Annotated in this window: 6 protein-coding genes; 5 read left to right on the forward strand and 1 reads right to left on the reverse strand. The window is 72.2% G+C overall.

Annotated elements, in window-relative coordinates:
- The 4 genes from E1298_RS40215 (at window position 1) to E1298_RS40230 (ending at window position 5,470) form a co-directional block, all read left to right on the forward strand.
- Window positions 1-990 (forward strand): AAA family ATPase, encoded by a 990-nt coding sequence (locus E1298_RS40215; protein WP_131902638.1) that lies wholly within the window; start codon window positions 1-3, stop codon window positions 988-990.
- Entirely contained in the window at window positions 987-2,156 is a 1,170-nt protein-coding gene (locus E1298_RS40220) for a DUF58 domain-containing protein (protein WP_131902639.1), read from the forward strand. Before E1298_RS40215 ends, E1298_RS40220 begins: the two co-directional genes overlap by 4 nt.
- Entirely contained in the window at window positions 2,153-4,405 is a 2,253-nt protein-coding gene (locus tag E1298_RS40225; protein ID WP_131902640.1) for a transglutaminase TgpA family protein, read from the forward strand. Before E1298_RS40220 ends, E1298_RS40225 begins: the two co-directional genes overlap by 4 nt.
- A gap of 72 nt (window positions 4,406-4,477) precedes the next feature.
- Entirely contained in the window at window positions 4,478-5,470 is a 993-nt protein-coding gene (locus E1298_RS40230; RefSeq protein WP_131902641.1) for a hypothetical protein, read from the forward strand.
- A gap of 8 nt (window positions 5,471-5,478) precedes the next feature.
- Here E1298_RS40230 and E1298_RS40235 read toward each other — a convergent pair whose 3' ends face one another.
- Window positions 5,479-6,633 (reverse strand): pentapeptide repeat-containing protein, encoded by a 1,155-nt coding sequence (locus E1298_RS40235; RefSeq protein ID WP_131902642.1) that lies wholly within the window; start codon window positions 6,631-6,633, stop codon window positions 5,479-5,481.
- Window positions 6,634-7,093: 460 nt separating this feature from the next.
- Here E1298_RS40235 and E1298_RS40240 point away from each other — a divergent pair, with 460 nt between their 5' ends.
- Window positions 7,094-8,296, forward strand: a complete 1,203-nt coding sequence (locus E1298_RS40240; protein ID WP_131902643.1) for an L-type lectin family protein — start codon at window positions 7,094-7,096, stop codon at window positions 8,294-8,296.
- Window positions 8,297-8,407: the final 111 nt, after the last annotated feature.

The raw sequence follows: 8,407 nt of genomic DNA on the forward strand, positions 1-8,407 counted from the left end.
GTGCACCCCGACCCCGCCGCCCCGCCCGGCGCGGACCCGGCGGAGTACTTCGCCACCGCCCACCGCGCGATCTCCGGCAACGTCGAGAAGAGCCTGCGCGGCAAGCCGCAGGTCGTGCGGCTGGCCTTGACCTGCCTGTACGCGGGCGGCCACCTGCTGGTGGAGGACGTCCCCGGCGTCGGCAAGACGACCCTGGCCAAGGCCATCGCCGACTCCGTGGACGCCCGCTGGAAGCGCGTCCAGTTCACCCCCGACCTGCTGCCGGGCGACATCACCGGCATCCAGGTGTACGACCAGTCGTCCGGGACGTTCGACTTCCGTCCCGGGCCGGTGTTCACGCACCTGGTGGTGGCCGACGAGATCAACAGGGCGTCGCCCAAGACGCAGTCGGCGCTGCTGGAGGTCATGGAGGAGCGGCAGGTGACCGTGGACGGCCGCGCGCACGAGGTGCCGCCCACGTTCATGGTCATCGCCACCCAGAACCCGGTCGACCTGGAGGGCACCTACCGGCTTCCCGAGGCGCAGCTCGACCGGTTCCTGCTGCGGATCAGCGTGGGCTACCCCGATCTGGACGCCGAGGCCGACCTGCTGGCCGGGCGCGCCGCGGCCGGTGCCGCGCCCGACCTGCGCGCGGTCGCGTCCGTCGACCAGATCGAATGGATGACCCGGTACGCCGGCAGGGTCCATGTGCCCCCGACGATCGCCCGGTACGCCGCGATGGTCGCGCACGCCACCCGCGCCGAGAAGGACCTGCGGCTCGGCGCGAGCCCGCGCGGCAGCATCGCCCTGATCCGCGCCGCACGGGCGTGGGCGGCCTGCGAGGGCCGGGGCTACGTCGTCCCCGACGATGTGAAGGCGGTCGCCGAGCCGGTGCTGGCCCACCGGCTGATGCTCGACCCGGAGGCGGAGATCCGCGAGGTGCGCACGGCCGACGTGCTCGCCGGGGTCCTGCGGTCCGTGCCGGTCCCGGCCACGACCGGGGCGGCGTGACCCGCCGGAGCGCGGGGCGCCGGGGCGGGCCGACCGCCTCGGGCTGGGCGGTGCTGGGCGGCGCCGCGGTCCTGCTCGCCGCGGGGACGGGACTCGGCTTCGCGACGCTGACCGGGCTGGGCCTCGCGGGCGCCGCCGCGCTGGTGCTGGCCGCCGCCGCGACGCTGCGGCGCCCGCGCGTCCGGGTGGACCGGGCGCTGGAGGCCGACCGGGTGACGGTCGGGCAGCAGGCGGCCGTCACGCTGACCGTCGCGAACCTGGGCCGCCTGCCCGCCCCCGGCTTCGACGCGGTGGAACTGGTCGACGGCGGCCCGCGGCGGATCAGCGCCGGATGGCTCGCGGGCGGCGCCCGCCGGTCGCTGCGGATCCCGATCGACACTCCGCGCCGCGGCCTGGTCCGGATCGGCCCGGTGCTGGTGGAGCGGCTCGACCCGCTCGGGCTGGTCCGCCGCACCCGCCATCTGCCGGGACGGACCTGGCTGTGGGTCCATCCGAGGCGGCACCCGATGCGGCCGCTGCCGCTCGGCCACGTCCCGGACTTCGAGGGACGGATCTCCGAGAACGCGCCCGCGGGCTCGACGTCGTTCGTGTCGCTGCGGGAGTACGTGCCGGGCGACGACCCCCGGCACATCCACTGGGCGTCCACGGCCCGCACCGGGGCGCTGATGGTGCGCGAGCACGTCGACAGCAGCGACCCGGCCACCACCGTCCTGCTCGACACCCGGGCGGACGTGCTGGCGGACGCGACGTTCGAGGAGGCCGTGGAATTCGCGGCGTCCATCGCGGTCGCGTCGCAGCGGGCCGGTCACCGGGTCGCCCTGTCGGTGCTCGGCGAGGACCGCGCGCTGATCGACGACGCCGGCGGGCACGGCGTGCTGGACCGGCTCGCCGCCGCGCGGATGAGCGCCGAGAGCGGGCCCGCCGCGCTGGTGCGCCTGGCCGAGCGGGCCCGGGAGGGCGGCGCGCTGGTGGTCGTGTCCGGCCCCGAGCCCGGCCTGGTGGCCCGCATCGCCAAGGTCCGGCGCCGGTTCGCCCGCGTCGCGATCGTTCAGCTCGGCGCGCCCGCCGCCACCAGCAGGCGCCCCGGCCTGCTGGTCCTACGGGCCCCGGCCGCCGCCGAGGCGGCGGGCCTGTGGACAAGGCTGGTCGCCGGAGGAACGGCATGAGCGTGCCGGAGGGGCGCGGGGAACACAGCATGAGCGTGCCGGGGCGGCTTGTTCTGCGGGCGTGCCTTGGGGCCGGGCTGGCGCTGCTGTCCGCGCTGTCCTTCGCGCCCGCGTTCGGGCTCGGCGCGTCCGATGTGCTCGCCGATGCGGCGTACCTGCCGCACATGGCCGCCGTGACCGGCCTGGCCGCTCTGGTCTGCACGCTCCTGCACGTCGGCACGGGCCTTGCGCCGGTGACGCGGGTCCTCGCGTCGCTGCTGGCCCTGCTGGCGTACGTGACGCTCGCCATCGCCCCCGGGACGGCGCTGATCGCCGGGCCGAGACGGTTGCTCACCTCCGCGCTGCCCGTCGAGCCGTCCGGTCCCGAGCTGGGCGCCGTGGCCCTGCTCGCGGGGCTGGCCGCGCTCGCCGCCGTCGAGCCCGCGCTGCGCGGCCGGGCGCCCGTCCTCCAGCCGCTCGGCCCGCTGGCGGTCACGGCGATGGGCTGCGCCGCGTCGGCGGCGGCCGGGGCCCCGGCCGCCTGGCTGGCGCCCGCGCTGGCGGGCGGGGTCGCGGCCCTGCTGGTCGTCGCCCGGTACGCGCCCCCGCCCGGCGACGCCCCCGGCGGCGGGACCGCGCCGGAGAGCGGGCGCGTGGCCGAGCGGGCCCGGCGGCTGCTGGCGGTGCTGGTGGGCGGCGCCGTCCTCGCGGGTGTGGCGGCGGCGAGCTGGGGAGGCGGCGCCGTGGTCGCGCGGGCGGGGAGGGAGACGCCGGCCGACGCCCGGACCCTCGTCGAGCAGCCGGTACGGCCCCGGGAGGCCGTCAGCCCGCTGGTGATGTACCCGGCCCTGCGCAACGGAACGCTGGACCTGTCGCTCGTCGTCCGCTCCGCCACGCCGCCGGGCCTCATGCGGTACGTGAGCCTCGACCGCTTCGACGGCGAGCACTGGAGCAGCGCCGCGCGGTACCGGCGGGCGGGACGCGTCCTGCCGCCCGACCCGGACGGCCCCCCGCGCACCGTGTCCCGGGACGAGCGGGTCCAGGTGAACGACCCGGGCCCGCTCGGCTGGCTGGTGTCGTCCGGCCGTCCCACCGAGGTGTCGGAGGCCGGGCTGGGCATCGACGAGGCCACCGGCGACGTCGTGTTCCCGGCAGGCCGCCCCGTCCCGGGCGAGTACCGGGTGCGCAGCGCCGTCCCGGTGAACGATCCGCAGGAGCTGGAGCAGGACGTTCGGCTGCAGCACGCGGCCGTCCCGCCGCTGCCCGCGGACCTGACGGCGCTGGCGCGGCACGTCATCGGCGGCGAGTACGGCATTCCCGCGATGCGCCGTCTCCAGGAGTACTTCGCGCCACCGCGCGGCGCGACGGACCAGGGCTTCCGGGTGGACAAGAACCCGAAGGCCCCGGGCGGCCACGGCCTCTACCAGATCAAGGAGACGCTGAAGTTGAGGCAGGGCACCCCCGAGCAGTACGCGAGCGCGTTCGCCGTGCTGGCCCGCGCGGAAGGGTACGTGACGCGCGTGGTGGTCGGCTTCCAACCCCGCGAGATGCAACCGGGCGTGTACGTGGTGAAGGGCAAGGACGTGCGCGTCTGGGCGGAGGTGCTGTTCGAGACGGCCGGCTGGGTGCCGTTCGACCCGACGCCCCGGCTTTCGGCCGACAGCTCGTCCGCCGCGCCGCCGCCGGCCGCCGCGACGCCGAGTCCCGAGCCGAAGCCGACGAAGTCCAAGGACGCGGCCGCGCGTCCCGCACCCGCCCCCGGCGGGCGGACCGGCACCGGAACCGACAAGGACGACGCCTGGCCACCGATGCTGCTCGCGGCGGCCGCCCTGGCGGGCCTTGGCGGGCTCTACCTGGCCGGCGTGCCGGGACTCAAGGCGTGGCGCCGCACGCGCCGCCGCGCGGGGGGCTCTCCCCGCCGCAGGACGCTCGCCGCCTGGCACGAGGTCGTCGACCGGCTCGTCGAATCGGGCCTGCCCGTGGCGGCGGCCGACACCACGGGCGAGGTCCTGACCTCGGCGAACGACCGATTCGGCGCCGAGGTGGGACGCCGCGTCGGCCGTCTCGCGGCGCTGCACGGCGAGGCGGTCTTCGCGCCCGAACCACCCGCGGGCGCGACGGCGGAAGAGGCGTGGCACGAGGCGGACATGGCCAGGTACGCCATCCGCGCCGCGCTCCCGCGCACGCGCCGCTGGCGGGCCGGTCTCAGCCCCCACCCCCTCCGTCCGGCAAGGCGGGCGCGACCGGGTGAGTTCACACCGGACGGGTGAAGGCCGTGGCGCGCGGCATTCGCCGTCCGCAGAGACGGCATAGGCACAAAACCGCACTATATGATCTGAACCGTGTCGCTCATTTCACATTTGTACTTCGGTGAGCTCGGGGAATGGTGTTCTAAGCGGTTGACCACGCTGGTGCAACCCGCTCCGCCCTATTCGGCGCTGTACGGCCTCGCGCGGACCGGCTTGGTGGGACGGGACTGGGCGCATCGGCAGGCCGGCCTGTATCCGACTCACATTCGCCTCGCGGAGGCCGAGCGCCGCAGGGCACTGGATCTGCGGCCCACCCAGGCCGGGTGGCTGGATCTCGCGGCGGTCCAGAGCGTGGGGGAGTATTTCGACGAGGACGGCTCGTTGATCTACGACCGGTTCCCCTTTACCTTGGCCGAGCCGATGCTGAGCGATCTGTTCGACAGAATCCGCGCCTATTTCGCGTCGCACGCGCCGTTCGGTCAGCTCGGGGCGGAGAAGGGCCTGGCGCGGCTGTGCTGGTTGCTGGCGGCATTGGAGTACACCTACCGCAACGACCCGATGGACGAGCCGTTCTACCACTTGTTCCTGGACCGCCGGCCGACCGTGGAGCAGATGCACGGCGCCGCCCCCGACATCGTCGTCGACGAACTGGTCGAGCTGATGCGGCGGCTCCACACCGCCGGTGGCCTTGACGAGATGCGCCGCCTGGCCGGGCACCCCCCGAAGGGGCGCCCTTGGGGAATAGCCAGACCGGTCTTCGGCGCCTACTGGTCCGACAACGACATCCTGATCGGCGGCCCGGACGGTACGACGCTGATCGATGTCAGCTCGGCCATCGCGACCAACAAGCTCCAGAGATCGCGACGCTGGATCTGGCGGCTGCTCTCCCTCTCGTGGCTCGACACCGCTGACACCTACCGCATCCGGAACGTCGGGCTCTACTTCGCGAGGCACGGCGTGCTCGTGGCCTGGCCGCTTGACGAACTGGCCGAAACGTTGGTCGCCGGCGAGGACCCTGTGGCGGCCAGACGCGAATTCTTGGAACTGGAGAGCCGACTGCGCAAGGAAGCTTCTGGCGAAGGCTGACGAGGGTGCTAGCCGAACGTGGTGTAGTCGTCGACTACGGCGACTTCCCGGATCTCTTCTTCGCTAAATTCGAAATCGACCCCCTTCAGATTGGCGCCGCGCAGATCGGCGCCGCGCAGCTTCGCGCCGCTCAGATGCGCGTAACGAAGGTCTGTTTTAAGCAGGGAGGCGTCACGCAGGTCCGCCCGGCCCAGATCCGCGTCGCGCAGATCCGCCCCGTTCAGGTCCGTGTCGCGCAGAGGAGCGCCGTATAAAGGCGCGCCGCGCAGAGTCGCGCCGCGCAGTCTCACACCGCGCAGGCTGACGCCCTCCAGGCGCGCACCGAACAAGTTGGCGCCGCTCAGGTCCGCGCCGGTCAGGTCCGCGCCCGTCAGATTCGCCGCGCTCAGATCCACGCCGGTCAGGTCCGCGCGGTGCAGATTCACGTTGCTCAGGTCCTTCCTGCTCAGGTCCACCCCCCTCAGGCCGGCTCCGTTCAGCTTTACCCTGCTCAAGTTCGTCTCTTGCAAATTCGCCCTGTTCAGGTCGGCTTCACGCAAGTCCGCGCCGCTCAGGTTCGTCCCGCGCAAGTCCGCAATGCTCAAGTTCGCGCCGCGCAGGTCCGCGCCGCTCAAGTTCGCGCCCCCGAGCTTGGCTCCGTTCGGGAAGAAGTTGCGGGGGATGCGAATCTCGTGCAGATCCAGGGATGAGGTTGTGGGCGGGTCGGTGGGGCGGCGGGACAGGACGGTGAGCGCTGCGGCCACATCGGTATCGGGTTCTTCAGGCAGGGCGGCGGCGCGGACTCTGGGGGCGGGATCGTGCTCGCGGACGAAGGCGGCCAAGACGTCGCGGACGGTGAGGCGGTCGCGAGGTGAATCGACGGCGATGCGTTCCAGCGCGTAGACCGCGGCGGTGCGGACTTCTCGCTTTCCGGAGCCCAGTTGCTCGACGGCCTTGGTGTAGCGGTCGGTGACCTGCCCTTCCTTGGCGGTACGCAGTTCGTCCTGGCCGGTGCGCAACGTCGCCGCGGTCGCCAGCAGGCTTCCCCCGGCCAGCACCGCCCCGATGAGCAGGACCCCGCTGTTGATCCACTGGTGGCGGCCCTGCCGCCGCCGCTCGGTCCTGCTCTCCGCAAGGTCGCGAACGCGGTCGTGACGTTGCCGCTCCAGCTCCAGCAGCTCCACTCGCCGATCGACGGGAAGCGCGTCCAACTCGTCCTGGGTCGGTGTTCTCACCTCTGCCATGGATCCCGGCTCCGGATCGAGGCCATGGCGTCGATCATTTCCGTGGGGATCTTGACCACATTCTGCCGATCCTCGGCCGATGGCCCTCTTTGGCGACGTTCTCCCAGAGCCTCGACATCCTGCGAGTCCCTAGACATGTCACCGACTCTAATTGCTAGTTCGAGATCGCCGATAGCAAAGGACAACGATTGTTGCGATTCTGGCGGCCGGAGTCGAAGGCGGGTGAGCATCGCACCACCGAGGCTGATGAGTCGAGACGCGATCTTGCGATGATCCACGGGAGACCGCCGCCAGGTTCGGCGACCCCCGCCGCGGGTGCCCCAGCCGCTCTGGGCGGACGGTCTCAGTGCCGGGCGTGACGAAGGTGTGACCGTCGCGTGAGCTGACATGCTTTTCGGTCATGCTTGGCTTCGCGTATTTCCATGGGAACGGCAATAGGTGGTTCTTGTCGTGTGTTCGTGTTCGTATAAGTGAGATAAAGGAGATCGCTTCGTACTCGCTTGGGAAGGCCAACGCCATGAGACATGGGGTGACTCGCGTCGTCGCGGTGATCGGGGTCGTCGCGGTCGTCGCATCGGCCGGGCACGCCGCGGCGGCGCACCGGGATCCGGGAGAGGTACAGGTGGACGAGTCGTTCACCGGAGCCACCGCCGACTCGCGCTTCATCGGCTACGGCGCCGCCTGCCTCACAGGCGCGCCGCGCGGAAAGGCGGCGGCGGAGGCCACGAATCACCCGCTCGGGAGATGCCGCCGGGATCCGGCCGGTCCCGTGCCGCCGGGCAACGCGGCGCCGCATGGATATCTGCAGCTCACCGACGCCCACGTCGAGCAGACCGGCGCGGCGCTGTTCGATTCGCCGATCCCGGCGCAGGACGGGCTGGTGGTGACCTTCGAGCAATGGCAGTACGGCAACACCACGCGGGCACCGGCCGACGGGATCTCGTTCTTCCTCACCGACGGCGACCTGAGCCTCACCACGCCGGGCGCTTTCGGGGGAAGCCTCGGTTATGCCCAGAAACTGCCGGGCGACAGATCCGCCGCCCAGTTCGTCCCAGGTGTCAACGGCGGATATCTCGGCATCGGGCTTGATGTCCTTGGCGAATACTTCGGTGACGCGGAAAGGCGCGGGAACAAGTGCGAAAAGCGCTCGCCGGCCGGGACGGCGTCTCGCTCGTCCGCTCCCGGCCCGAACATCGTGACCGCCCGCGGCCCCGGAAACGGCGTTGAGGGGTATTGCCTGATCGACGCCACGACCAGTAACAAGACGTCCACCGGCTCCTGGCCGTCAACGCTTCCCGGGCAACTCCACGGCAACCTGAAGAAGCTGCCCGCTACCGCCACGCCGGGGCGGGCCGAAGGTCTGCTGGAACCAGTGAAGCGGATTGTCCGTATCACGGTGTCGCCAGGACCGGCCCCTATGGCGACGGTCGACATCGATTTCCTGGACGGCGACGGTTTCCAGCGGGCGCTGAGATTCCGCGCTCCCAAGCCCGTCCCGGATACCTTCAAGTTCGGGTTCGCCGCGTCGACGGGGCCGCTCACCGACGTGCACTTGATCCGCCGGCTCGTCCTGTCCCCCAGCGCCTCGCGGCATGTCCGGTAAGGGGGTTGCGGGAGGTGGCGCCGTTCCAGAAGGCTCATGGGAATGGACCCACTCGCGCCTTCGGATCCCGTCCGCATCGCGTCCTACGAACTGCTCGGACGGCTCGGGGCG

It is taken from the genome of Actinomadura rubrisoli (genome assembly GCF_004349215.1).
GTDB lineage: Bacteria > Actinomycetota > Actinomycetes > Streptosporangiales > Streptosporangiaceae > Spirillospora > Spirillospora rubrisoli.